The sequence below is a fragment of the Tardiphaga sp. genome (assembly GCF_041424195.1).
Taxonomy (GTDB): Bacteria; Pseudomonadota; Alphaproteobacteria; order Rhizobiales; family Xanthobacteraceae; genus Tardiphaga.
In genome coordinates, this window is the sequence record NZ_JBGMOE010000073.1 from 49,464 (window position 1) to 71,167 (window position 21,704).

Annotated in this window: 21 protein-coding genes; 10 read left to right on the forward strand and 11 right to left on the reverse strand. The window is 62.3% G+C overall.

Annotated elements, in window-relative coordinates; all coding sequences use genetic code 11:
• Positions 1 to 161: 161 nt before the first annotated feature.
• Positions 162 to 1,109: a UPF0104 family protein gene (locus tag ACEK02_RS11640; RefSeq protein WP_371421862.1), complete on the forward strand. Its 948-nt coding sequence runs from the start codon at positions 162 to 164 to the stop codon at positions 1,107 to 1,109.
• A gap of 1 nt (position 1,110) precedes the next feature.
• Here the strand turns inward: ACEK02_RS11640 and ACEK02_RS11645 are convergent, their stop codons facing one another.
• Positions 1,111 to 1,803, reverse strand: coding sequence for a class I SAM-dependent methyltransferase (locus ACEK02_RS11645; protein ID WP_371421863.1), 693 nt, complete (start codon positions 1,801 to 1,803; stop codon positions 1,111 to 1,113).
• Positions 1,804 to 1,975: 172 nt separating this feature from the next.
• Between ACEK02_RS11645 and ACEK02_RS11650 the strand changes: the two genes are divergently transcribed.
• Complete coding sequence (locus tag ACEK02_RS11650; protein ID WP_371421864.1) at positions 1,976 to 3,184, forward strand: DUF3419 family protein; 1,209 nt, start codon at positions 1,976 to 1,978, stop codon at positions 3,182 to 3,184.
• Between the two features lie 176 nt (positions 3,185 to 3,360).
• Here the strand turns inward: ACEK02_RS11650 and ACEK02_RS11655 are convergent, their stop codons facing one another.
• The 6 genes from ACEK02_RS11655 to ACEK02_RS11680 all read right to left on the reverse strand — a co-directional run bounded on the left by ACEK02_RS11655 (position 3,361) and on the right by ACEK02_RS11680 (position 8,842).
• A complete protein-coding gene (locus ACEK02_RS11655) occupies positions 3,361 to 4,068 on the reverse strand; it encodes an ABC transporter ATP-binding protein (protein ID WP_371421865.1) in 708 nt (235 codons plus the stop codon).
• Complete coding sequence (locus tag ACEK02_RS11660) at positions 4,055 to 4,798, reverse strand: ABC transporter ATP-binding protein (protein ID WP_371421866.1); 744 nt, start codon at positions 4,796 to 4,798, stop codon at positions 4,055 to 4,057. The genes ACEK02_RS11655 and ACEK02_RS11660 overlap by 14 nt, the downstream gene beginning before the upstream one ends.
• Positions 4,795 to 5,724: a branched-chain amino acid ABC transporter permease gene (locus ACEK02_RS11665; protein ID WP_371421867.1), complete on the reverse strand. Its 930-nt coding sequence runs from the start codon at positions 5,722 to 5,724 to the stop codon at positions 4,795 to 4,797. The genes ACEK02_RS11660 and ACEK02_RS11665 overlap by 4 nt, the downstream gene beginning before the upstream one ends.
• A gap of 1 nt (position 5,725) precedes the next feature.
• Positions 5,726 to 6,580 (reverse strand): branched-chain amino acid ABC transporter permease, encoded by an 855-nt coding sequence (locus ACEK02_RS11670; RefSeq protein WP_371421868.1) that lies wholly within the window; start codon positions 6,578 to 6,580, stop codon positions 5,726 to 5,728.
• Positions 6,581 to 6,710: 130 nt separating this feature from the next.
• Complete coding sequence (locus tag ACEK02_RS11675) at positions 6,711 to 7,934, reverse strand: ABC transporter substrate-binding protein (protein ID WP_371421869.1); 1,224 nt, start codon at positions 7,932 to 7,934, stop codon at positions 6,711 to 6,713.
• A gap of 500 nt (positions 7,935 to 8,434) precedes the next feature.
• Positions 8,435 to 8,842 (reverse strand): DUF6455 family protein, encoded by a 408-nt coding sequence (locus ACEK02_RS11680; protein WP_371421870.1) that lies wholly within the window; start codon positions 8,840 to 8,842, stop codon positions 8,435 to 8,437.
• 223 nt (positions 8,843 to 9,065) lie between these two features.
• Between ACEK02_RS11680 and ACEK02_RS11685 the strand changes: the two genes are divergently transcribed.
• A complete protein-coding gene (locus tag ACEK02_RS11685) occupies positions 9,066 to 9,461 on the forward strand; it encodes a hypothetical protein (protein ID WP_371421871.1) in 396 nt (131 codons plus the stop codon).
• Between the two features lie 56 nt (positions 9,462 to 9,517).
• Here the strand turns inward: ACEK02_RS11685 and ACEK02_RS11690 are convergent, their stop codons facing one another.
• The 4 genes from ACEK02_RS11690 to ACEK02_RS11705 all read right to left on the reverse strand — a co-directional run bounded on the left by ACEK02_RS11690 (position 9,518) and on the right by ACEK02_RS11705 (position 14,112).
• Positions 9,518 to 10,807, reverse strand: a complete 1,290-nt coding sequence (locus ACEK02_RS11690; RefSeq protein WP_371421872.1) for an ArgE/DapE family deacylase — start codon at positions 10,805 to 10,807, stop codon at positions 9,518 to 9,520.
• Positions 10,808 to 10,837: 30 nt separating this feature from the next.
• Positions 10,838 to 12,115 (reverse strand): 4-aminobutyrate--2-oxoglutarate transaminase, encoded by a 1,278-nt coding sequence (gabT, locus tag ACEK02_RS11695; protein ID WP_371421873.1) that lies wholly within the window; start codon positions 12,113 to 12,115, stop codon positions 10,838 to 10,840.
• Between the two features lie 267 nt (positions 12,116 to 12,382).
• Positions 12,383 to 13,408 carry a histone deacetylase family protein gene (locus ACEK02_RS11700; RefSeq protein WP_371421874.1) on the reverse strand — a complete coding sequence of 342 codons (1,026 nt, stop codon included), beginning with the start codon at positions 13,406 to 13,408 and terminating at the stop codon, positions 12,383 to 12,385.
• Positions 13,405 to 14,112, reverse strand: coding sequence for a GntR family transcriptional regulator (locus tag ACEK02_RS11705; protein WP_371421875.1), 708 nt, complete (start codon positions 14,110 to 14,112; stop codon positions 13,405 to 13,407). The genes ACEK02_RS11700 and ACEK02_RS11705 overlap by 4 nt, the downstream gene beginning before the upstream one ends.
• A 128-nt stretch (positions 14,113 to 14,240) precedes the next feature.
• Here ACEK02_RS11705 and ACEK02_RS11710 point away from each other — a divergent pair, with 128 nt between their 5' ends.
• From ACEK02_RS11710 to ACEK02_RS11740, 7 genes are all read left to right on the forward strand, one after another.
• Positions 14,241 to 15,014 carry a class II aldolase/adducin family protein gene (locus ACEK02_RS11710; protein ID WP_371421903.1) on the forward strand — a complete coding sequence of 258 codons (774 nt, stop codon included), beginning with the start codon at positions 14,241 to 14,243 and terminating at the stop codon, positions 15,012 to 15,014.
• Between the two features lie 66 nt (positions 15,015 to 15,080).
• Complete coding sequence (locus tag ACEK02_RS11715; RefSeq protein ID WP_371421876.1) at positions 15,081 to 16,646, forward strand: ABC transporter substrate-binding protein; 1,566 nt, start codon at positions 15,081 to 15,083, stop codon at positions 16,644 to 16,646.
• Positions 16,647 to 16,729: 83 nt separating this feature from the next.
• A complete protein-coding gene (locus ACEK02_RS11720) occupies positions 16,730 to 17,701 on the forward strand; it encodes an ABC transporter permease (RefSeq protein ID WP_371421877.1) in 972 nt (323 codons plus the stop codon).
• Entirely contained in the window at positions 17,698 to 18,537 is an 840-nt protein-coding gene (locus ACEK02_RS11725; RefSeq protein WP_371421878.1) for an ABC transporter permease, read from the forward strand. Before ACEK02_RS11720 ends, ACEK02_RS11725 begins: the two co-directional genes overlap by 4 nt.
• The gene (locus ACEK02_RS11730) at positions 18,537 to 20,156 is read left to right on the forward strand and encodes an ABC transporter ATP-binding protein (protein ID WP_371421879.1); all 1,620 of its coding nucleotides are present in this window, start codon (positions 18,537 to 18,539) and stop codon (positions 20,154 to 20,156) included. The genes ACEK02_RS11725 and ACEK02_RS11730 overlap by 1 nt, the downstream gene beginning before the upstream one ends.
• Before the next feature lie 35 nt (positions 20,157 to 20,191).
• Entirely contained in the window at positions 20,192 to 21,115 is a 924-nt protein-coding gene (locus tag ACEK02_RS11735) for a 2-hydroxyacid dehydrogenase (protein ID WP_371421880.1), read from the forward strand.
• A 59-nt stretch (positions 21,116 to 21,174) separates the two neighbouring features.
• Positions 21,175 to 21,702, forward strand: a complete 528-nt coding sequence (locus ACEK02_RS11740) for an SgcJ/EcaC family oxidoreductase (RefSeq protein ID WP_371421881.1) — start codon at positions 21,175 to 21,177, stop codon at positions 21,700 to 21,702.
• The last annotated feature ends 2 nt before the right edge of the window (positions 21,703 to 21,704 follow it).

A 21,704-nucleotide genomic window follows, 5' to 3' on the forward strand; every position in this document is an offset into this window, starting at 1 on the left:
GAAATCACCGGATTGTTAGGCGATGCCAAGGCGCTGCTTTTGCGCAGCTGTCACATGGACGTGCAACAGAACGCGCAAACACAAGCGCGAATCACGGCGTGCTCAGACCTAATGAAAAGTGGAACGATGTGCCACCCGCATTGAGAAATATCATTCAGCTGATGCGCGCGCGCCTCAGCTGGGGATGGCTTGGCGCAATCCTTAGCATAGCGATCGCGACCATCGCGTTTATGGCGCTGACCAAGGCGCTCAAGGGCGTGGATTTCGCCCATGTGCTGGCGGCGATGCAGACGGTGCAGCCGACGAGCATTGCGCTCTCGCTGTCCCTGGTGGCGATCTCCTATGGCAGTCTGACGCTGTATGACTGGCTCGCGCTGCAGATGATCGGGCGGGGGGACATTCCCTTCAGGATTGCGGCGCTGGCCAATTTCACCAGCTATCCCATTTCGCACGGCACCGGCGCCGTGCTGCTGGTCTCATCGGCGGTGCGCTACCGGATCTATGCACCACACGGCATCGGTCCTGCCGGCGTCGCGCGTATCTGCTTCCTGACCGGACTCACCTTCTGGCTCGGCAATCTCACCGCGCTGGCGCTCAGCACCCTGCATGAGCCGGGCGCCATCAGCCGGATCGATCAGCTCTCGCCCGAGATCAACCGCTTCATCGCTGTCGCAATTCTCGTGGGCATCGTCGCCTATGTCGCCTGGACGTGGAACGGTATGCGGACGCTCGGCGGCCGCAACTGGTCGGTGCCGGTGCCCAGCGGGCGCAACGTGTTCTTTCAGATCGGCATCGGGCTCGTCGATCTCGGGGCGGCGGCGCTGGCGATGTATGTGCTGATCCCCGAAACGATGGATGTCGGCGTCGCGCAGGTGATCGTCGTCTTCATCGCTGCGACGCTTTTGGGATTCGCCAGCCACGCACCCGCGGGCATCGGTGTGTTCGACGCAACGATCCTCGTCGGGCTCGGCGGCGAACATACTGAAAAATTGCTGGCCGTGCTGCTGCTGTTCCGGCTGTTCTACCACCTGATTCCGTTCGTGCTGTCGCTGGCGCTGTTCGGCGCCGTCGAGGCCTATCGGAATGTGAACAGACGCAAGCTGGCCTGAACTACTTCGGCAACGTCAGCACCGCCGATTGCGCGTAGCCGCGGAACGGGCGTTTGAAATCGAGATTGGCATGGTGACGCTCGGCGAGCGTCTTCAGCACATCGAGAAGTTCGCGGCGCGGCGTCACGTCGAACAGTGTCAGCCAGCGCAGCAGCAGTGTGCTGGCGAGTTTGGGCAACCGCTCCTGATGGCCGAAATCGACGATGTGCAGTTGCCCGCCGGGCTTGAGCTGCGACACGGCATGATCGAGCACATCCTGCCAGCTCGGGATCATCGACAGGCTGTAGGAAATCATGACGTGATCGAATAACGGAACGGCAAAGATGCGTGCCGGATCGAAATTCGTCGCATCGCCATGGGCGACGCGGACGGTATCCGCGAGGTCGTTGCGTGCAATCGATGCGATGGCCGTGGTCAGCATCTCGGTCGAAATATCGATGCCGTAAAATACCGCCTGTGGATATTTCCGGGCAGCCTGAACGAGATTGCGGCCGGTACCGCAGCCGATTTCCATCACCGATGCGCCCGGCGTTGGTGACAGTTCGGCGATGAGCTGGTCGCGGCCGAGAAGATAGTACCGGCGCGTCGCGTCATAGATGAAGCGCTGCCAGCGATACATCCGGTTCATGCGATGCGTGGCCTCGTTCGACCACGCAGGCTGACCGCCATCCTCGTATTCGGAGACAATCGTCATGGCTCACCTCATCGCTCAACTATCAGCGCGATCCTTTTCATCGCCACACGACAGCGGTGTGACAGTGGCTTTGTGGCAAGAAAGTCGCTGATTGGAGAAGGTTCTGTCGCAAAACCGCAGTCTGCGCTTGATAAAAATATCAGATTGTCGATTCGAAGGGTCCAAGAAGCCGATGAATACGCATCTGATCGCCGACGCCGTTCGCAATAGCCGTGGTCGCGAGGAAACGACGATCTGGGACAGGCTGTTTGCCTTCTGGTTCCGCCGGCTGGTCTACACCCAGATCTGGGAAGATCCCGAGGCGGATATGGCGGCACTGCAGCTGGCGCCCGGTTCCACCATCGTCACCATCTCCAGCGGCGGCTGCAACGCGCTGTCCTATCTGTCAGCGAAGCCCGAGCATGTCTATGCGGTCGATCTCAACGAGGCGCATCTGTCGCTGTTGAAGCTGAAACTCGCCGGCTTGCGCGCGCTGCCGAACTACCAGGACTTCTGGAAATTCTTCGGCGAAGGCGCGTCGGATACCAATGTGGGTCTGTACCGCGAACGGCTGCGCCCGCTGCTCGATGCCGAAGCGCGCGGCTATTGGGACGAGCGCGATATCCAGGGCCGCCCCCGTTATGGTTACTTCAGCGACGGCTTCTATCGCCATGGCGCGCTCGGCCGCTTCATAGGCTTCGCGCATGGTCTGGCGAAGCTTGCTCGCATCGATCTCAAGGCGTTGCTGCACGACGACGCCCAGTCGCCCGCGCGCAAGCGCGCGCTGGAGCGCCTGCACTGGCTGTTCCATTCGCGGCTTGCCCGTATGATGACGAAGACGCCGGCCCTGTTGTTCAGCCTCGGCATTCCGCCGCAGCAGCGCACGCTGCTCGGCGGCAATCAGCCGCTCAATGAAGTGCTGCATCAGCGCCTGCTCGCGCTGATCGACGTGCATCCGAACGCGAACAACTATTTCGCCTGGCAGGCGCTGAGCCGCAGCTATGCCGGCCCCGGCGACAAATGCCTGCCACTGTATCTGCAGCAGAGCCGCTATGCGGAAACTGCCAGCCGCGCCGCGCTGGTCACACCGGTCCATGCCAATCTGCGCGTGTTCATTGAGAGTCTGCCCGCCCGCCAGATCGACGCAGTGGTGCTGCTGGATTCGCAGGACTGGATGGCGCCGGACGAAATCCGTGCGCTGTGGGATGCGATCGACCGCGCCGGCAATGACGGCATCCGCGTGATCTTTCGCACGGCCGGCGCTGAATCGCCGCTGGACGATCCGGAACATGCCTCGCTGCGCGAGACGTGGCAGCGCGACGACGCGCGCAGCGCTGCAGGTCTGGCTGCGGATCGCTCGGGCATCTATGGCGGGTTTCATCTGTATACGCGGAAGGGGTGATTCTAACCTCGCCCCGCTTGCGGGGAGAGGTCGTCCTTCGCATGCGTAGCATGTGAAGGCGGGTGAGGGGGACTATCCTCATGCTCCGAGCCTGCTGATAGTCCCCCTCATCCGACTCGAACGCGCTTCGCGCCTTCGAGCCACCTTCTCCCCGCATGCGGGGAGAAGGAAGCGGCTCACACCCCCAGATAAATCTGCTGGATGTACTTGTCGCCGGCGATCTCCGCCGACGTTCCCTCACGGATCGTCCGCCCGTGTTCCAGCACATAGATCCGATCCGCGATCCGTAGCGTCGATGTCGCGTCCTGTTCGACGATCAGGATCGCTGTACCGTCTTTCCTGATCTGCTGGATCGAGTCGAAGATCAGCCCCTTCAGCCGCGGCGCGATGCCGACAGAGGGCTCGTCGAGCAGCAGCAGTTCCGGCCGCCCCATCAGGGCACGGCCGATGGCCACCATCTGCTGCTCGCCGCCGGACAGTGTGCTGGACTGCTGCCATTGCCGCTCGCGCAGCACCGGGAACAGCGCGAAGACGCGCTCTAGGTCCTTCTCGACGTCGGCGTTATTCTTGCGCAGGTAAGCGCCGAGCTGCAGGTTCTTCAGCACTGAGAGTTCCGAGAACAGCTTGCGCCCCTCGGGACAGTGGCAGATGCCCCTGGCGACGACATTATACGGCTCGATCGGATGCAGCGACGCGTCCTTGAAGTTCAGCGTGCCCTGCGAGGCGATGCTGCGGGAGATGGCCTTCAGCAGCGTGGTCTTGCCGGCGCCATTGGGGCCGAGCACGCCCACGAGTTCGCCTTTCTCGACCTTGATCGAGACGGACTCAATCGCCAGCGCCTTGCCATAGCTGACCTTGAGATCGGCGACTTCAAGCAGGGGCATGAGCGTCCTCCGTCTTGCCGATATAGGCCTCGATCACCTTCTCGTTCTTCACGATCTCTTCCGGCGGGCCGATGGCGATGATCTCGCCGAAATTCATCGCGATGACGCGCGATACGAGTGCCATGAATTCGCGGAGTTTATGTTCGATCAGAAGGATGGTGAGGTTTTCCTCGCGATGCAGCCGGCGGATCAATTGCGCCAGTTGCTCGATCTCGCTGCTCCCCAAGCCTGCAAAAGGCTCGTCGAGCAGCAACAGGTCCGGCCGGGTCGCCAGTGCGCGCGCGATTTCGAGCCGCCTGAGGTCGCCGTAAGGCAGCGTCTCCACAGGCTCCCTGTCACGTCCGCCAAGCCCGACCTGGGCGAGCAGGTAGCTGGCGCGCGCCTCCTTGTCCTTGTCCTGGCTGGCGCGGGGGGACATGCAGGCGACCAGCACGTTCTCCAGCAGGTTCATGCCGACGAACGGCCGCGTGAGCTGGAAGGTTCGCGCCATGCCGCGATTGACGACCTTGTATGGCGCGAGCTCACGCACCAGATCGCCGTTGAAATGGATGGTGCCGGAAGTCGGCTGCATGAAGCCGGTGAGGATGTTGAACAATGTGGTCTTGCCGGCCCCGTTAGGGCCGAGAATGCCGGTGAACTCGCCTTTCTTCAGGGTGAAGGACGCGTTCTTGACGGCGGTCAGGCCGCCGAAGCGCTTGGTCACGCCGTTGACTTCGAGCAGGTCGGTCATCGGAAACGCTCCGTCATGCGGCGCCACAGGGGAGCGATCAGTCCGTTGGGCAGGAAGAACAGGATCAGCATCAGGGTCAGCGTGTAGATCCACAGCCGGTATTCGCCGAAGCCACGCAGCATCTCGGTGAGCAGCGTCAGCAGGATCGCGGCAACGGCAGCGCCGTAGATCGAGCCGATACCGCCGACATAGACCATGATGATGACGGTGATCGACACCACGACGGAGAACAGCGGCGGCGACACCTGGAGCTGGTAATGCGCGTAGAGCGCGCCGCCCAGACCGGCAAAGCCGGCCGATATCATCAGCGACACGATCTTATAGAAGGTGACATTGATGCCGGCGGCCTGACAGGTGGCTTCGTCGCCGCGGATCGCACGCAGCAGCAGGCCCCAATGGGATTGCGCCAGCAGCGTCAGCGCGATCACCGTGACCGCCAGAATGGCGAGCACGAACCAGTAGTAATGCAGCGGATTCTTGATCAGGGGATCGAGGCCGTAGAGGCCCTCCTCGCCGCCGGTATATTCCCAGAAGATCAGGCACAGGCGCTGCAGGATGGCGGAAGCCGACAGCATGGCCAGCGCAAAGTAGGGCCCGCGCAGGCGCAGCGTGGGGAAACCCACCAGCAGGCTGAAGGCGATGGCGATGACGACGCCCAGCGGCAGGCTGATCCACGGGCTGGCGGACCAGATGCTGGAGAGGAAACCGGCGGTATAGGCGCCGGTGCCGATGAACAGCGAATGTCCGAAGTTCTCGCGGCCGGTGAGGCCGGACATGAAGTCCCAACTCGACGCCCAGATGCCGTAGATCGCGCACACTGTCAGCACGCCGGTGAGATAGTTGCTGGCGGCGAACATGGGCGCCAGCGCGAGAATGGCGACGACGATGATGCCGCCGGCGATATCGATCGGTGAAATGCGCTTCATGTCAGAACGCCGCCCGTCGACCAAGGATTCCGGATGGCCGTATCATCAGCGTGACGACGACCGCGACCAGCGACACCAGCTCGGTCCATGATGACGAAATCAGATAGGCCACGATGGTCTCGGAATAACCGAGGATCAGCGATGCGATGATGCTGCCGGGGATCGAGCCCAGCCCGCCAACGATGACAATGGCGAAGGCCTTCACCATCGGCAGCAGGCCCATGGTCGGCTGCACCGTAAGGAAAGGCGACACCAATACGCCGGCGAGCGCCGCAGTGCCGGCGGAGATCGCCATCACGATGGAGAAGATGCGGTTGGTCGGAATCCCCATATATTGCGCGGCTTCCGGATCCTGCGACACCGCGAGGATGGCCGCGCCGAGGCGCGTGCGCTGGATGAACAGCCACAGGCCGAGCAGCACAAGGACGCCGGCAACGAGTGCCAGCAGGCGCTGGCCGGAGATATCGACGCCGCCGATCGATAGCTTGTCAGCGACAAAGGAGGGGACGTTGCGATATTCGGAACCGAAAGTGATGAACAGCGCCTGCTCCACAGCCAGCGACACAGCCAGCGTAATCATCAATACGGCAAGCTGTGACGATCGCAGTGGACGCACCAGAAAGCGCTCCATCACCACGCCGAAGCCTGCGACGATCAACACTGCCAGCGGTGCAGCGATGAAGAGCGGAACGCCGAGCAGCGAGGTGAGGACATAGGCCGCATAGGCGCCGAGTGCGTAGAACGAGCCATGGGCGAGATTGAGGATGCGGGCGACGCCGAAGATCAGGGTGAAACCAACGGCCAGCATCGCATAGATGGCGCTGGAGACCGCGCCGTAGATCAGAATCTGAAGCATGAGAACCCGCTGTTGAAGACCGGACAGAAGAGGGCGAACGCGTGAAGGTTCGCGCCTCCCTTTTTCCGGCCGGCGAGAGGATCGCCGGCCGTGCGGTTACGCTGCGATCATGATGATCGCGATCAACAGGTCAGTTGCTCATCCAGGGCGGCGCGATCATCGGCCCGGTGGCGGCTTCCTTGGGCCAGACAACGACGCGCTCGCCGTTCTTCTGCCACTGCACGAACAGGAGGTTCTGCAGTCCCGGTCCGGTCTTCACGTCGTGAAGTTCGTCGAAGACAAGCTTGCCGGCGATGCCGACATGGTCGGTCTTTTCGAGCTCCTTGATGACCGCGTCCGGTTCGATGGAGTTGGCGCGTTTCACGGCGTCCGAATAGACGTAGACCGAGTCATAGGCGCCGATGCCGGTGTAAACAGGCGCGGTACCGAAGCGCTTCACGAATTCATCCCAGAACGGAATGGTCTTTGGCGTAAGCGGTGCGCGGATCGCGAACATGCCGACGGTTTCGGCATTCGCCTTGCCGCTGACGCGGGTGAAGAAGTCGGCGTCCTGGCTCTTCACGTCGATGCCGCCGATCGGAATTGGCACCTGAGCGTCATGCCACTGCTTGACGAAGATATCCGAGGAGGCGTGCGACAGGATCACGATCAGATACTGCGCGCCGGAATTCTTCACCTTGGCGAAGAGCGGCGAGAAGTCCGAGGTCGAGGTGTCGAAGAACTCGGCCAGCGTCACGTCGGTGCCGCCTTCGGTGGCGCCCTTCTTCAGGATCGGAACGAGGTCCTGCACCCATTTGGCGTTCTCGCCTACAATGGCGATCTTCTTCAGGCCCATCTCGCCCTTGAGCTTGCCATTGATGAAGTCGACCAGCGCGCGGGCCTGATGCGCGGCGTTGATGGGGAAGGCGCGGAAGATGTATTTGTAGTTGTCATAGTCGGACTTCACCTTGGCGGTGATCGCCGGCGATGCAGCGCCGACGCCGATATAGATCGTCTTGGCGCTGGAAATATGCGGCAGCTGGGCCAGCGTCACGCCTGACGTATAGCCGCCGATCAGCACATTCACCTTGTCGTCTGCGGTGAGCTTCTTGATCGCGGCGATGCCCTGTTCGGGATTCTCGGTCTCGTCGGCGACAACCATTTCGAGCTTGCGGCCGAGCAATCCGCCCTTGGCATTGATCTCTTCGATGGCCAGCTTGGCGGCGTTCTGGGTGTCGCGGCCGACCTGCAGCTGGACCGACGTCGGAATGCCGATCTTGATCGGCGCTTGCTGGGCAGATGCTGGAGCGGTGGAAGCAAGGGCGCCAGCAACAATCATACTCGCAGCCGCAAGCGGCCTCAGAAATGAGTCCATGGTGTCTCTCCCTAGATGCATCTGGGTCGTTGCCCGATGCTTTTTTGTGTGATCACAGACTGCCAAGTGCGGCGAGAGCAAGTCAAGGAGGATTGCGCGCAGCAACACTGTGTCGCGGATTAAATTGCGAGCATTCACAACGTGTTTCTCTGCTGCGATGCGATGACTGCTTGCGTGATATGTAACGATGCTGCGGCGCGGGTGACGCATTGCAAGTTGCGAGCAGCTGCAACATGCGCATTCTCAAGTGGCCCGTTGGGAGGTGTCGTTGGGTACAGCCGGGGGCTGCCAAGGGGTGGGACCGCCGACGCAGGTAATAACGGCGGCCCCGTGCCGAGCATTGAAATTCGGGGCTGGAAAGCGACTTCCAAACCCCACTGCGCGACATGGCCGACGCTATCCCAGCCGTGTTTTGTCGCAACTTAAACCAAATCTTAACCTAACCGATTAGGCTTACCTGGCCGGCTTTTCGAGCATTTCTGGCAAGGGTGTAGAATAATCTACTCCGCAGCACGGGCCAGCAGCGTGATATCGTTGGCATTGGCGCAATAGTTCTCGTAATTCGCCGCCGCCGTTTTGGCTGCGAGGTGGGTCCCGCAGGCCCGCTTGTGTGCGCAACTGGCGCAGGCATGGCGCATCTCCATCATATGCGGCGGCTGGATCCTGGCAATGGCGGCCTCGTCGAAGCCGAGCGCGCGCAGCATCCGCGGCAATTCCTCGGCGCCGGTCACGCCCTTGCGCACGATCGTATCGAGATCGCTTGGCGCGAGACCAAGCTCATGGGCCATGCGTTTGAACTCGCCGCTGTCGAGTGCGCCGAGTTCGTTGAGCTGGCGGCGCTGGATCAACCAGTCGCCAAGGCGTTCGATGAAATTACTGACGAGGGGATAGGGCTGGACGGATGTCATGGCGGTCTCCGCTGCTGAAGTGATTGAGCGGAGGGTCGGCGCAGCGGCGCGGAGTCGCATTGCGCTGGATCAATTGGGCGCGCCGGGGACGGTTAGTCTTACCGCCAGAAATGCCTGCGCTGCAGGCGCTTTCGGGGGAAACTCAGGGCTGGATTCAGCGTTATCTGTGCTTAACTTAGCAACATTGTAGTCCAGAAGCCGGAACCGGCCTCGGGAGGCGTAAATGAGTTTGAAGCGGTTGATTGCGGCCTCGGCTGGCATTGCGCTGCTGGCGAGTTGTGGTGCCGCGCAGGCCGATTCCTACAAGCCCGGCGAATACCTGCTACTCGATCTGCAGAAGGCCGTGTTGTCGCCGAAATTGCTCGGCCCGCCCGCGTCATTCGAACCGGTGCAGATTCAGGCCAAGGCCGATGCCAAGACGGATGCGAAAGCCAATCCGGTAAAGGCGACGCCGCGTGTTGCGCGCGCGCAGGCTGCCAAGCCGGTGGCGCAGCGCGCCGCTGCGCAGAAGAAGGTTGCTCGCAGCCGCCGTGGCAATCCGCTCGATGCCAATGCGGCGGATACGCGGGTGCAGGTCTGGCCGTGCCGCACGGGCGGCATCTGCAACTGGCGAAAATGAGAAAGGCGGCGGATGACTCCGCCGCCCGTTCCATCTTCAAGCCGAGGCCTGATTGATTAGGCCTTGATCTCTTCCACGCCGCACCATTCCGCGATGAACAGCGCCAGCGCCGTCGTCGTCTTCTTCAGCGAGGGCAGGTTGACGCCCTCGTCGAAGCCGTGGACGCCGCGCGAGATACAGCCGTAGTTCAGCGTCGGCACGTTGTCGAACAGCGCATAGACGCGGCTGTCGAGATAGGCCAGCGAGATTTCCGGCTTCGGCTTCTGGCCGAATACTGCTTCATGCGCCGCGGCCAGCGTGGCTTCGGCGTCGGAGCCCGGCTTGAGTTCGTAACCTTCGGCCTGGAAGCCGTTGAACGTCACGGTCGGCGGGATGTTCGACAGGAACGGATCCTGATGCGCGAAGGCGGCGACGCAGTCGGTGATCTCCTTCTTCGCCGCTTCGGCCGTCTTGCCGGGCAGCAGCGAGATGCGGAAGTCGACCTTGCACCAGGCCGGGACCGACGACGCCCAGTCGCCGCCGGCGATCTTGCCGATGTTCAGATTGACCGGCTTCTCGATGTTCTTGAAGTGCTCGTGCTGGTCCTTGGTCGCATTCCATTTGGCTTCGAGCTTGCGCAATTCGCCGATGATGCGATAGGCGCCGTCGATGGCGTTGGCGCCCGTGCCCATGCGCTGCACATGCACCGGCACGCCGCGCACCTCGACCTGGAACCAGACCACGCCGATATTGGCGCGGGTGATCGTCTCGTGCGAGGGCTCCGATACCACCACGGCATCGGCCTTGTAGCCGCGCAGATGCGTCATCAGCGCGCCGTCGCCGGTGGACTCTTCTTCCACCACGGACTGCAGATAGACGGTGGCCGCCGGCTGCAGGCCGAGGCTCTTCAAGGCGTCGAGGGCGAAGATGTTGGAGGCGCAGCCGGCCTTCATGTCGCCGGCGCCGCGCCCCTGCATCCAGTCGCCTTGGATCACGGGATCGTAAGGTGGCGTGGTCCACATGTCGTGAGGGCCTTCCGGCACCACGTCCACATGGCCCTGCATGATCAGCGAGCGGCCCTTTTCCTCGCGCGGATAATGGGTGCCGACCACGATCGGCGCGGTCGAGTGCAGGTCGTCCCAGGCGCCGGCGCCGGGATGATGGCCGAGCGCTGCGCGGTCCATCTCGAAGCGCTCCATCTTGTAGCCGCGCGCCTTCATGGCGCGGAACATGAAGTCCTGCATCGTGTGTTCGTTGCCGCGGGTCGAGACGTGACGAACCATGTCCTGGGTGAACTTGACCTGGGCATCGAAGCCCTTGTCGACTGCGGCGATGATCTTGTCGCGAAGTGTGGGATCGAGTGTCATTGATGGTGACCTTGTTCTTGTGTGATTCAATCAGGCGGACAAAGCGGCTTCGAGCTTGTCCATGCCTTCGTCGATGATCTTGTCGTCGGCGGTCAGCGGTACCAGCACGCGCACGGTGTTGAAGTTGACGCCGCAGGACAGCAGGATCAGGCCTTCCTCGGTGGCGCGCTGCGTCACCTTCTTGGTCATCTCCGCATCCGGCGCATCGCTGCCGCGCTCCTTAACGATGTCGAAGGCGATCATGGCGCCGACATTGCGGACACCTGCGATCGGCACGAGATCGTTGCGCTGCTGCATCTTCTTGAGACGGGCCACGATGTTCGCACCGATGACATTGGCGCGGTCGACCAGCTTCTCCTTCTCGAACACGTCGAGCACGGCAAGCGCCGCAGCCACTGCCAACGGATTGCCGGCATAGGTGCCGCCGAGGCCGCCCGGATCGGCCGCATCCATGATCTTGGCCTTGCCGATCACGCCCGACAGCGGGAAGCCGCCGGCGAGGCTCTTCGCCACGGTGATGAGGTCAGGCTTCACGTCGTAATGTTCCATCGCGAACATCTTGCCGGTGCGGCCGTAACCGGTCTGCACCTCGTCGGCGATCAGCACGATGCCGTTCTCGTCGCAGATCTTGCGCAGGGCGCGCATCAGTTCCGGCGGCGCCTGGTGGAAGCCGCCTTCACCCTGCACCGGCTCGATGATGATCGCGGCAACGCGGGCCGGATCGATATCGGCCTTGAACAGGAAGTTCAGATACTTCAGCGACTCTTCAACGGTGACGTCGAGCTGCGGCACCGGGAATGGCACGTGCCAGACTTCCGGGATCGCGGCGCCGAAGCCCTTCTTGTAGGGCTGCACCTTGCCGGTCATGGTCATGGTCATGGCGGTGCGGCCATGGAAGCCGCCGGTGAAGGCGATGACGCCGGCGCGGCCGGTCGAGGCGCGCGCGATCTTGATGGCGTTCTCGGTCGCTTCCGCGCCGGTGGTGAAGAAGGCGGTCTTGGCGGCGCCGTCGATCGGGGCCAGCTTGTTGAGGCGCTCGGCCAGCGTCACATAGGGCTCATACAGCAGCACCTGGAAACAGGTGTGCGTGAAACGCTCCATCTGCTCGCGCACGGCGGCCATGATGGTCGGATGGCAGTGGCCGGTGTTGAGCACGGCGATGCCGCCGGCGAAGTCGACATAGCGCTTGCCTTCGACGTCCCAGACTTCGGCATTCAGCGCGCGCTGCGCCGAGATCGGGGTGGAGTGGCCGATGCCGCGTGGAACGGCGGCTTCGCGCCGTGCGAAGATTTCTGCATTGGTTGGCATGCGAGTTTGTCCTTCAGTTTTTTGGATGTTGTTGGGGTGGATCAGTGGATGGAGCAGGTTGCTGCGCCGGGCGCTGTAGGCTCCCTCGCCCCGCTCTTGCGAGGAGAGGGGTGGGGTGAGGGGCTCTTGCGATCCGCAAGTGCAGTGCGTGCGATGAGCGCCGTGCCACGCCCCTCACCCGCCGCGAAGACGCGGCGACCTCTCCTCGCGTAGAGCGGGGAGAGGTTAAGAGAGCGCGGCATGCTGGTGTTCACTCGATAAGTCCAATTACCGCGCCGCTTCGAAGCCAGCGAGCGTTGACGTCAGGTTGGCGCCCAGGATGTCGGAGAGATATCCGCCTTCCTGAACGAGCACGGTGGGCAGGCCCATGCGCGCAACGGCTTCGCCGATGCGCTTGAAGCCCGGGGTGGTGACTTTCAGGGCCGCCAGCGGATCCTGCTCGGATGCATCGAGGCCGAGCGCAAGAACGAGAGCAGTCGGCGCGAACGACTTGATGGTCTTCTCGGCGACAGCGAGCGCATCGATAAAGCCGTCATCGCCGGTGCCGTGGGCAAGCGGGATGTTGAGATTGGTGCCCAAACCATTCCCTTCGCCCTTCTCGTCGGCGAAGCCCCAGACGAACGGATAGTAGTTGCCGGGATCGGCATGGATCGAGATCGTCAGCACGTCTGGGCGCGAATAGAAGATGCCCTGGGTGCCGTTGCCGTGATGCACGTCGACATCGAGGATGGCGACACGCTCATGTTTGGTACGCAGATGCTCGGCGGCGATCGCCGAGTTGTTCATGAAACAGAAGCCGCCGGCAAGATCGCGATAGGCGTGGTGGCCGGGCGGTCGGCACAGCGCATAGACCGCGTCCTCGCCATCCATCACCATCTGCGCGGCGGTCACGGCGATATCGGTCGCAGCACAGGCCCCGGCCCAGGTGCCGGGGCCGATCGGGGCGGACGTGTCCACGGTATGCCAGCCGAGCTTGCCGACGATATGCGTGGGATAGCTGCCGGGCACGCGGTTCGGATGGATGTTGGGGATCATTTCGGTGCCGTAGTCCGGCAGCTTCGTCCATTCATCCCACGCCGTTTCGAGAAAGCGCAGATATTCCGGCGAATGCACCCGTGCGCGTGGTCCCTGGCCGAATTCGGTCGGTGCCACCAGCGTGTGTTTGCCGTCATTGAGCCCCTTCAACAGGCGTAGTGCGCGCTCCGGCTGTTCGGTGGTTTTGCGGATCTGGCCGCGCACCAGGTAGAATTGCGGATCGTGGGCGCTGTGCTTGTCGGAATAAACGGCTTTCACGTGGCGGCTCCATTCGTTGAGGAGGGAAGTTCGCGGACCAGCTTGCCGACTTCGCGCCAGGCAGCGCCGATGTGATAGTCGATCCGGGCGGTGATGATATCGGGATGCCCCTGTTCGAGAACTTCGAGCAGCGCCTCATGGGTCTGCGCAATGCGATGCGGATCGTCATAGAGCCGGCCGATCAGGCCGATCGTCATGCGCAGTTCCGAAGCGAGGTCGTCGAACAGTCGCAGCAGGCGCTTGCTGCCGGCGATCTCGCAGATCATGCGATGGAATTTGTAGTCTTCCTCGATCTGCCGCGCATGATCGTCGATTCCTGCGGTCTCATGCATCACGTCGATCTGCCGGCGCAGCATGTCGCGATTGGCCGGCGTCATGTTCTTCGAGGCGAGCACGCCGGCATGACATTCGACGCAAATGCGCAGGTCGTAGATCTCGTCGATATCCGTCGCTTCGAGCTTGCGGACGAAGAAGCCGCGGCGCGGATGCGAGACCAGCAGGCCCTGTTGCTCGAGCAGCCGTGCCGCTTCGCGAACAGGAGCGCGGCTGACGCCGAGTTCGCGGGCGATACCCGCCTCGACGACCTTCGCGCCGGGCAGCAGCTGTCCCTTGATGATGGCCTGGGTGAGGATGCGCGTGACCTGCCCGACAAGATCGGTGTCGGCGAGGGCGGTCAGACCAACTGGAGGAGTAATCAAACGCATGCGGGGGACCCGTTTCTTCCCCTGTACAAGAATTAATCGTCGATTGTCGACAGTTTAATCTTGCGAGCTGCCATGCGATTGTGTTTCCTGCCCGCACCTTAAAAAAGCCGGGGACCACGCCTGTGAATATGCATGCAAACATGACGCCGACCCTCGATGCGGCCAAGCAGGTCCGTGTCGACCTCGCGGCTGCCTATCGTTTGATCCATCGCCTCGGCCTCGATGACAGCATCTACACGCATATTTCGGTGCGCGTGCCCGGCACGCAGGACCGCTTCCTGATCAATCCCTATGGCATGCGCTTCGAGGAAGTGACGGCCGGTAACCTCGTCACCGTCGACGTCGACGGCAAGGTTGTCGACGATCCGCTCGGCCTCGGCATCAACCCGGCCGGCTTCACCATTCACAGCGCCGTTCATGCCGCGCGCCACGATGCGCAGTGCGTGCTGCACACGCATACCGTCGCCGGCGTTGCGGTGTCGTGCCTCAAGGACGGTCTGCAGCCGCTGAATCAGTGGTCGATGCAGTTCACCGATCGTATCGCCTATCACGACTTCGAAGGCATCGCGCTGGACCTGTCCGAGCGCGAGCGCCTGGTCGCCGATCTCGGCGACAAGATGGTTCTCATTCTGCGCAATCACGGCCTGCTCACCTGCGGTCGCTCGGTTGGCGAAGCCTTCAAGCTGATGTTCAACATGGAGCGCTCGTGCCGCGCGCAGCTCGCGATCCTGTCTACCGGTGCGGAGATCATTCGCCCCTCGCATGCCATTGCCGCGCACACCGCCGGCCAATACGACCGCGGCTACGAGAAGGTGCATGGCGCCGAAGGCGGCAAGCCGGACAGCGAATGGGAAGCCTTCAAGCGCATGCTCGATCGCACGGACGCCGATTACAAGAATTGATCCGACTTCCGCTACACATCGTCAACTGATCTGGGGTACGTGCCAGCCGGCACTAAGGGGAAAGATATGTTGAAGAAATTTGTATTGGCTTTGGCACTGAGCAGCGTGAGCCCGCTCGTCTTCACGAGCACGATGGCGCTCGCGCAGGAGCCGAAGATGGGCGGCACCATCAATGCGGTGATTCAGCCTGAGCCGCCGGGCCTGATGCTCGCGCTGGTGCAGAACGGCCCGACGCAGATGGTCTCGGGCAATATCTATGAAGGCCTGCTGCGCTACAGCAAGACGCTGGAGCCGCAGCCCGGTCTCGCCGAGAGCTGGACCATCAGCCCGGATGCCAAGACCTATACGTTCAAGCTCAAGCAGGGCGTGACCTGGCACGACGGCAAGCCGTTCACCGCGGCCGACGTGCTGTTCTCCATCGAGACACTCAAGGTCACCCACGCCCGTGCGCGCAACAACCTCGTGCAGCTCGACAAGGTCGAAGCGCCCGACGACTATACGGTCGTGTTCACGCTGAAGCAGCCCTTCGGCCCCTTCATCGGCATCTTCGAGGTCGGCTCGATGCCGATCATTCCGAAGCACATCTATGAAGGCACCGACATCAAGACCAATCCGGCGAACAACACGCCGATCGGCACCGGCCCGTTCATGTTCAAGGAATGGAAGAAGGGCTCCTTCATCCAGCTGGTGAAGAACCCGAACTATCACGTCAAGGGCAAGCCCTATATCGACGGCATCTACTGGCAGATCATTCCGGACGCCGCTGCGCGTTCGGTGGCCTATGAGACCGGCAAGGTCGACGTGCTGCCGGGCGGTTCGATCGAGAATTTCGACGTGCCGCGCGTCAGCAAGCTGCCGAATACCTGCGTCACCGGCGACGGCTGGGAGTTCTTCTCGCCGATGGCCTGGATGTGGCTGAACAACCGCAACCCGATCCTTGCCAACAAGAAGGTGCGTCAGGCGATCATGTTCGCGGTGGACCGCGAATTCGCCAAGGACGTGATCTGGAACGGTCTCGGCAAGGTGGCCACCGGCCCGTCGTCGTCGGCGATCAAGTTCTACACCGACAACGTGCCGAAATACCCCTACGATCCGGCCAAGGCCAAGGCGCTGCTGAAGGAAGCCGGCTACAAGGGCGAGAAGATCCGCCTGATGCCGTTGCCCTACGGCGAGACCTGGTCGCGCTGGGGTGAAGCCGTGAAGCAGAATCTCGTCGACGTCGGCATGAATATCGAGACCATCGCCACGGACGTTCCCGGCTCGAACCAGAAGAACAGCGAATGGGATTACGACATCTCGTTCACCTATCTGTATCAGTACGGCGATCCGGCTCTCGGCGTCGGCCGCAACTACGTGACGTCAGCCATCCAGAAGGGCCAGCTGTTCAATAACCTCGAAGGATACTCCAATCCCGAGGTCGACAAGCTGTTCGAGGAGGGCGCGATTGCCACGCCGGATTCGAAGCGCAAGGAAATCTACGACAAGGTCCAGAAGATCCTCGTCGAAGACGTGCCGGTGGCATGGCAGCTTGAATTGCAGTTCCCGACCATCACGAACTGCAAGATCAAGAACCTGATCACCACAGGCATCGGCGTCAATGACGGCTTCCGCGACGCCTGGATCGACAAGTAGCTTTCAGCCTGATGCCCGTGACGATCGCTGTGATCGTCACGGGTTTTCTTTGTGTACTCTGACCTGAATGCGATGGACCTCTGATGCTGTCATTCGTTGCCCAGAGGATCGTGAAGGGCGTGTTCGTCCTGATTGCGATCATCGTGATGAACTTCTTCCTGATCCGCCTTGCGCCCGGAGATCCCGCAGCGGTGATGGCCGGTGAAGCCGGCGCCAGCGATGCACAGTTCGTCCAGCAGCTGCGCGAAAAGTTCTCACTGGACAAGCCGCTGCCGGAGCAGCTGTTCATTTACGTGAAGGGTGTGGTCACCCTCGACCTCGGTTTCTCGTTCCGCCAGCAGATGCCGGTCGCGAAGCTGATCGCCGAGCGTCTGCCGGCGACGCTGCTGCTGACGCTGACGGCGTTCGGTATATCGCTGTTGCTGGGCATCACATTCGGTACGCTGGCCGCAAGATTTGCGGGGACGTGGGCGGATACCGCCATCACGGTCTCGGCGCTGTTGTTCTATGCCACGCCGATCTTCTGGGTCGCGCTGATGTCGATCCTGCTGTTCTCGGTCTATCTCGGCTGGCTGCCGAGTTTCGGCTACGAGACCGTCGGTGGAAACTTTACCGGATGGGCTCATGTGAAAGATGTCGCCCTGCATCTGGTGATGCCGGCGATGACCATCGGCCTGTTCTTCATGGCGACCTATACGCGCATGACGCGGGCGTCGATGCTCGAGGTCAAGCGCCTCGACTTCGTCAAGACCGCGCGCGCCAAGGGCCTGCGCGACAATATCATCCAGCGCCGTCACGTGCTGCGCAACGCGCTGCTGCCGGTGGTGACGCTGGCCGGCGTTCACTCCGGTACGCTGGTCGGCGGCGCCGTGCTCACCGAGACGGTGTTTGCATGGCCCGGCATCGGCCGGTTGCTCTATGAGGCGCTCTTGCAACGCGATTATAACCTTCTGCTCGGCGTCTTCGTGGTCTGCTCGGCGATGGTCCTGATCTTCAACCTCGTCACCGACCTGGTCTATCGGCTGGTCGATCCACGCATCGAGTTTGCATCATGAAGAAATTCTGGAAATTGATGCTGCGCAATCCCGGCGGCCTGATCGGTCTGATCATCATCACGATAGCGATCTTCATCGCGCTGTTCGGGCAGATGATCTTTCCGACCTCGCCCTGGCGGATGGTACAGCGGCCGTTCCTGCCGCCTTTCACCAATCCCATGGTGACCCTCGGCACCGATGCGCTGGGCCGCGACGTATTCGCCGGCCTGATCTACGGTGCCCGCGTCTCGCTGCTGGTGGGTCTGGTGTCCACGACGGTGGCGTTGACCATCGGCGTGCCGGTCGGCGCCATCGCCGGCTATTTCGGCGGCAAGGTCGATGACGCCCTGATGCGCTTCACCGAATTTTTCCAGACCATTCCGAGCTTCCCGCTGGCCATTGTGCTGGTGGCGATCCTGCAGCCGTCGATCTATTCCATCGTCGGGTCCATCGCCATCGTCTCGTGGCCGCCGGTAGCGCGCCTGGTGCGCGGCGAGGTGCTGTCGCTGCGCACGCGCGAATATGTTCAGGCGGCCATCGTGACCGGCCAGAGCAATACCTGGATCATTTCGCGCGAGATCCTGCCGAATGCGCTGTCACCGGTGATCGTGCTGGCGTCGCTGATGGTGGCCAATGCGATCCTGCTGGAATCCTCGCTGTCGTTCCTTGGTCTCGGCGATCCCAACCTGATGTCCTGGGGCTACATGGTAGGCGCCGGCCGCACGGTGATCCGTCAGGCCTGGTGGATCACCGTCTTTCCCGGCATCGCCATTCTCATCTCGGTGCTCGGCATGAACCTGATCGGCGAAGGCCTCAACGACGCGCTCAATCCACGCCTGGCGAAGGATAGCCGCTGATGACCGCTACCCCCGCCGTTTCCATCAAGAACCTGAAGATTGCCCTGCCGAAGAGCGCCGAACGCCCTTATGCGGTCGATGGCGTGTCCATCGATCTCATTCCCGGAGAGATCGTCTGCGTCGTGGGCGAATCCGGTTCCGGCAAGTCCATGTGCGCGCATGCGCTGATGGGTCTGCTGCCGGACACCGTGAAGACCGAGACCGGCGAAGTTCTGTTCGAGGGCCAGAATCTGCTCAAGCTCGACGAGAGTGGCTGGCGCGAAGTGCGCGGCCGCGGCATCGCCATGGTGTTCCAGGAGCCGATGACGGCGCTCAATCCGTTGATGCGCATCGGCGACCAGATGATGGAGATGTTCGAGGCGCATAATCGGCTGACGCCGAAGGAGCGTCGCGCCAAGGCGCTCAGTCTCGCCAGGGAAGTCGGTCTGCCCGATCCCGAGCGCATCATCCGCGCCTATCCGCACCAGCTCTCCGGCGGCCAGCGCCAGCGTGCGATGATCGCCATGGCACTCGCGCTCGAACCATCGGTGCTCGTCGCCGATGAGCCGACGACAGCGCTGGATGTCACCACACAGGCGCAGATCCTCAAGCTGATCCGCAACCTGCAGCGCAGCCGCAATATGGCGGTGATGTTCATCACCCACGACTTCGGCGTCGTTGCCGATATCGCCGACCGCGTCGTCGTGCTGCGTCATGGCAAGATCGTGGAAGAGGGCTCGATCGACGCCGTGTTCAGGAATCCGCAGCACGATTACACCAAGGCGCTTCTCGCTGCCGTGCCGTCGATGCACCCGCCGGTGCGTGCACCGCTGGATGAAAACGCCAGGGCGGTTGAAGTCATAGGCCTCGACAAGACCTATGTGACCTCGGGTGGCTGGTTCAAGCCGGACCGCCGCGTGCAGGCCGCGAACGAAGTCACGTTCTCCATCATGCAGGGCGAGACCGTCGGTCTGGTCGGCGAGTCCGGTTCGGGCAAGTCGTCAGTGGCGCGTCTCGTGATGCGGCTGATCGAGGCCGACCGCGGCACGGTGCGCATCGGCGATGTCGATCTCACGGCACTCGAAGGCAAGGCGCTGCGCGCGCAGCGCCATCGCATCCAGATGATCTTCCAGGATCCGTTCGCCTCGCTCAATCCGCGTCGCCGGGTCGGCCAGATCATCACCGATGGCCCGATCGCCCGCGGTGCCGATCCGAAGGTCGCGATGCAGCGTGCGCGTGATTTGCTGGGGATGGTCGGCCTCGATGCCGGCGCGCTCGACCGCTATCCGCACGAATTCTCCGGCGGCCAGCGCCAGCGCCTCGGCATCGCCCGCGCGCTCGCGATGGATCCGGAAATCATCGTCGCTGACGAAGCCGTCTCCGCACTCGACGTCTCGGTGCAGGCGCAGGTGCTGAAACTGCTGGAAGACCTCAAGGCCCGCCTCGGTCTCTCGATGCTGTTCATCACCCACGATTTGCGCGTCGCCGCACAGATCTGCGACCGTATCGCCGTGATGCAGCGCGGCGTCATCGTCGAGCTGAAGCCGACGGCGCAACTGTTTGCGGCGCCGGAACATCCCTACACCCGCGAATTGCTCGGAGCCGTCCCCGGCCAGAGTTCGCCATCCCAGGCCGCCTGACCCCCATGCCGACGTCTCCCGTGACCTGCGTTTTCGTGAGCAGGACCATCAACCTGCGCAAATACCTGACCAACGAAATCGCCCGGCTCGACGGCAAGGTGAGTTTTGTCGATCACCTCGACGGCACCGATCCCGCTGCAGTCAGCATGGCCGTTGGCTGGCATCCGCATGCGGATGCGTTCGATCACTATCCGAACCTGAAGGCGGCGTGTTCGATCGGCGCCGGCGCCGACAGCATCCTGAACTGTCCAAGCCTGCGCGACGGCATCGACGTGGTGCGCGTGGTCGAGCCCGCGCAGGCGCAGATGATGTCGGGCTTCGTGATCTGGAACGTGATCTATTACCAGCGTCAGTTCGGCACCTATCTGCAGAACCAGCGCGACAAGGTCTGGAAGCGCCTCGGCGGCGGGCGCCGCCCGTCCGAGGTTGCGATCGGCATTCTCGGCTATGGCGCCATCGGTGCGCGGGTCGCGTCGGATCTGGCGATGCTCGGCTTTCCCGTCCGGGTCTGGAGCCGCTCGGCCAAGCCGACGACAGCGGGCGTGACCGGATTCCACGGCAGCGAGGGGCTGGACGCGATGCTCGCGGGCTCTGAGGTGCTGGTCAATCTGCTGCCGCTCACCGAGGAAACCCGCGGCATTCTCAATGCAAGCCTGTTTGCGAAGATGCCGCGTGGCAGTTATCTCATTCAGGTCGGCCGCGGCGAGCACTCGGTGGAGCAGGATATTCTCGATGCGCTCGCCAGCGGGCAGCTCTCCGGCGCGACGCTCGATGTCTTCCACACCGAACCGCTGCCGAAGGATCATCCGTTCTGGTCGCATCCGCAGATCGTGCTGACGCCGCATGACGCCTGCGAGGTCACCATGACCGCGATCGGCGATACCATCCTCGCCACCGCCGAGGCAGTGCAGGCCGGCGTGACGCCGAAGGATTCGGTGGATCGCGGACGGGGTTACTAGGCCGCAGCTCCGTAAATCTGCTGGGTGGAGGGCTTGCCAAGTCCGCTAGGTGTCCGAACGTGGCTACGAGCGCACTGGCCAGAACATGGAATAGAATTTACCATGGCAATGCCCCGCAATCGACACTGCTCAAGGAGATCTTGATGCAAAGGCTTGGATTGGCCCTGGTCATATCGCTGGCAATCGCGACGGTCGCTGCCGCTGGGCCTGCAGATGAGGCAAACGCGGTGATCGATCAATGGTCGGCAACGTATAGCGCCAATGATCGTGAAGCTCTGGTAGATCTATACGCGCCGGATGCGATTTTGCTTGGCACGACCAGCCCTATGATATCCGAAGGACGCGAAGCGATCAAAAAATACTTCCAGGATCTTCCCGGCAGTGGTCGTAAGAATTCGATCGTAGAAAGACGCACAATCGTTCTTGATCAAAACTCGGTTGTTGAAACCGGCTTCTATAACTTCGCCAGAGCAACGGAAAACGATACGCCGCGACCATCACGGTTCACGATGGTTGTTGTGAAGCGCGAGGGCCGATGGATGATTTTGCATCACCACTCCTCGCCCTTATCGGCGACCCGGCAATAGCT

Excerpts from the sequence above, each read along its gene's own strand:
- ACEK02_RS11640 (WP_371421862.1), top strand. The coding sequence starts at position 162 with ATGCGCGCGCGCCTCAGCTGGGGATGGCTTGGCGCAATCCTTAGCATA.
- ACEK02_RS11645 (WP_371421863.1), bottom strand. The coding sequence starts at position 1,803 with ATGACGATTGTCTCCGAATACGAGGATGGCGGTCAGCCTGCGTGGTCG.
- ACEK02_RS11650 (WP_371421864.1), top strand. The coding sequence starts at position 1,976 with ATGAATACGCATCTGATCGCCGACGCCGTTCGCAATAGCCGTGGTCGC.
- ACEK02_RS11655 (WP_371421865.1), bottom strand. The coding sequence starts at position 4,068 with ATGCCCCTGCTTGAAGTCGCCGATCTCAAGGTCAGCTATGGCAAGGCG.
- ACEK02_RS11660 (WP_371421866.1), bottom strand. The coding sequence starts at position 4,798 with ATGACCGACCTGCTCGAAGTCAACGGCGTGACCAAGCGCTTCGGCGGC.
- ACEK02_RS11665 (WP_371421867.1), bottom strand. The coding sequence starts at position 5,724 with ATGAAGCGCATTTCACCGATCGATATCGCCGGCGGCATCATCGTCGTC.
- ACEK02_RS11670 (WP_371421868.1), bottom strand. The coding sequence starts at position 6,580 with ATGCTTCAGATTCTGATCTACGGCGCGGTCTCCAGCGCCATCTATGCG.
- ACEK02_RS11675 (WP_371421869.1), bottom strand. The coding sequence starts at position 7,934 with ATGGACTCATTTCTGAGGCCGCTTGCGGCTGCGAGTATGATTGTTGCT.
- ACEK02_RS11680 (WP_371421870.1), bottom strand. The coding sequence starts at position 8,842 with ATGACATCCGTCCAGCCCTATCCCCTCGTCAGTAATTTCATCGAACGC.
- ACEK02_RS11685 (WP_371421871.1), top strand. The coding sequence starts at position 9,066 with ATGAGTTTGAAGCGGTTGATTGCGGCCTCGGCTGGCATTGCGCTGCTG.
- ACEK02_RS11690 (WP_371421872.1), bottom strand. The coding sequence starts at position 10,807 with ATGACACTCGATCCCACACTTCGCGACAAGATCATCGCCGCAGTCGAC.
- gabT (WP_371421873.1), bottom strand. The coding sequence starts at position 12,115 with ATGCCAACCAATGCAGAAATCTTCGCACGGCGCGAAGCCGCCGTTCCA.
- ACEK02_RS11705 (WP_371421875.1), bottom strand. The coding sequence starts at position 14,112 with ATGCGTTTGATTACTCCTCCAGTTGGTCTGACCGCCCTCGCCGACACC.
- ACEK02_RS11710 (WP_371421903.1), top strand. The coding sequence starts at position 14,241 with ATGCATGCAAACATGACGCCGACCCTCGATGCGGCCAAGCAGGTCCGT.
- ACEK02_RS11715 (WP_371421876.1), top strand. The coding sequence starts at position 15,081 with ATGTTGAAGAAATTTGTATTGGCTTTGGCACTGAGCAGCGTGAGCCCG.
- ACEK02_RS11720 (WP_371421877.1), top strand. The coding sequence starts at position 16,730 with ATGCTGTCATTCGTTGCCCAGAGGATCGTGAAGGGCGTGTTCGTCCTG.
- ACEK02_RS11725 (WP_371421878.1), top strand. The coding sequence starts at position 17,698 with ATGAAGAAATTCTGGAAATTGATGCTGCGCAATCCCGGCGGCCTGATC.
- ACEK02_RS11730 (WP_371421879.1), top strand. The coding sequence starts at position 18,537 with ATGACCGCTACCCCCGCCGTTTCCATCAAGAACCTGAAGATTGCCCTG.